Raw genomic sequence first — 2,076 nt, 5'->3', positions numbered from 1 at the left:
TCGCGATCAGCCCACTCAGGGTTTTGTGGGTTGTGGTTCATGTGGTCACGCCACAGTACTTCAGCGATATCAGCCATGCCCATAGGTGCGCCAGGGTGGCCTGAGTTTGCTTGTTGTACGCCATCCATGCTTAGGGCACGAATTGCATTTGCTAAGACTTTACGTTCCATAGTTATATCACCAAAAGTTTATCAAATCGAAAAAGAAGAAAGCGGCTATAAGGGCCGCTTTCTGAAATAGATTTTAGTCTTATAGACGGTCAGCAATCATAGTCTCTAGCTTGCCTTGGTCAACCGCAAAGTTACGGATACCTTCAGCCAGTTTTTCAACTGCCATTGCGTCTTGGTTGTGATCCCATAGGAACTCAGCGTGTGTCATTGCCGCAGGGCGTTCTTTCGTACCGTTAGAGTCGATTAGCTTCTCTACTACTTCACCTTCAGCCGCTTCTAGTTCAGCTAGAAGTTGAGGGGCGATAGTTAGACGGTCACAGCCAGCAAGTTCTAGGATCTCGCCGATGTTACGGAAGCTTGCGCCCATAACAACAGTCTTGTAACCGTGCTCTTTGTAGTAGTTGTAGATAGCGCTTACTGATAGTACGCCTGGATCTTCTTGTGCTTCGAAATCACGGCCTTCTTTCGCTTTGTACCAGTCCATAATACGACCAACGAAAGGAGAGATAAGGAATACACCCGCTTCAGCACAAGCACGCGCTTGAGCAAAAGAGAATAGAAGCGTTAGGTTACAGTTGATGCCTTCTTTTTCTAGGACTTCAGCTGCGCGAATACCTTCCCACGTTGAAGCTAGTTTGATCAGGATGCGATCGTTTGTGATGCCGGCATCGTTGTACATTTTAATCAGTTGGCGTGCTTTAGTGATGCTGCCTTCTGTGTCGTAAGAAAGACGCGCATCAACTTCTGTTGAGATGCGGCCAGGTACAACGTTAAGAATTTCTTTACCGATGCTAACAGCTAGCATGTCACAAGTATCTTGTACTTGTTGTGCTTTATCGTCGCTTTGTGTTTTTGCGTAAGCAATAGAAGCGTCGATAAGAGGAGCATATTCAGCGATTTGAGCGGCTTTCAGGATCAACGATGGGTTCGTTGTTGCGTCTTCAGGCTTGTACTTGCTAATTGCTTCAATGTCACCGGTGTCAGCAACAACAGTAGTAAGCGCGCGCAATTGTTCTAGTTTAGTGCTCATATCTATCAACCTTTTACGTATTGGACTTGTCTCAATGCTAGTTCAGATATTGATTAACAAGATTATCTTTACTGGCTTGTGACATCTTCTGTTTGTACCAAACAATCACTGCGTGAACATTTGGTTTGCTTGAGAGCAATTGATGGAATGATAATTATCTTTTTGGCATATTCTGTCAATTATAAAGCATAGTAAACCGTGCTTTGATCTCACTTATTCTGTAAATATTATCAATAGAGCGGTTTTTATGACATTAAAGCATTCACGATTTGCATTTTATAAACGCATTTAGTGTGAGCATTTGATCTTTAGTGCGATCAAATGCTCTGTTTATATGCTGCATTCGGTCTCTTTTTCGGCATGCTGCTGGATTTCATTCACCAAAATGTTGAGCTGGTTTCGTAGAGCATCCATATCTTCCTCAAGCGGTAAGGTATTCGTTTTAACGCGCTTTTCGATAATCGTCGCAGCTTGACGGACGCCATCGGCACAAATGCTGCCCGACGCCCCTTTGAGTGAATGGCTAATTAGAATCACTTGGCTGAAATCTTGCTCTGTTAGTGCTTGCTCTAATTTATCGACATCCTTGGCATGTTCATTGGCAAACATCACCAAGAAGGTTTGAACCATCTCATGATCACCGTCCATCATTTCAAGTAACTCAGTTAGGTCAACATACTGATAGCGATGATGAGGAGAGCTTATCTGGCTGTTACTTGGATGGTTATCTTCCCCCGTCTTTGCTGATAGAACATGGTGTTGTTCATTAGCTTCATTGGATAAAAGGGCGGTCTGTGTCTAATGCCGTTCACTTAAGGTGAGCGGCTTTCTTATTTTTGGCATATCGTTGAGGTCTTGGTTTTACCGTTCTTGGGA

3 protein-coding genes are annotated in these 2,076 nt (G+C 43.8%); all 3 read right to left on the bottom strand.

What is annotated here, in order from left to right:
- Window positions 1–170, bottom strand: a 170-nt coding sequence (locus ASV53_RS23745) for a thiamine pyrophosphate-binding protein (RefSeq protein ID WP_141226315.1), incomplete at its 3' end; no start/stop codon positions are given.
- A gap of 79 nt (window positions 171–249) precedes the next feature.
- Window positions 250–1,200: a transaldolase gene (tal, locus tag ASV53_RS23740; RefSeq protein WP_062691585.1), complete on the bottom strand. Its 951-nt coding sequence runs from the start codon at window positions 1,198–1,200 to the stop codon at window positions 250–252.
- Window positions 1,201–1,530: 330 nt separating this feature from the next.
- Entirely contained in the window at window positions 1,531–1,851 is a 321-nt protein-coding gene (locus ASV53_RS23735; RefSeq protein WP_094958960.1) for an Hpt domain-containing protein, read from the bottom strand.
- Window positions 1,852–2,076 lie beyond the last annotated feature (225 nt).

The organism is Photobacterium sanguinicancri, from assembly GCF_002265265.1.
GTDB classification, from domain to species: Bacteria; Pseudomonadota; Gammaproteobacteria; order Enterobacterales; family Vibrionaceae; genus Photobacterium; species Photobacterium sanguinicancri.
Note: the sequence above shows the minus strand (reverse complement) of the source record. Positions and strands in the feature narration are given on the sequence as shown.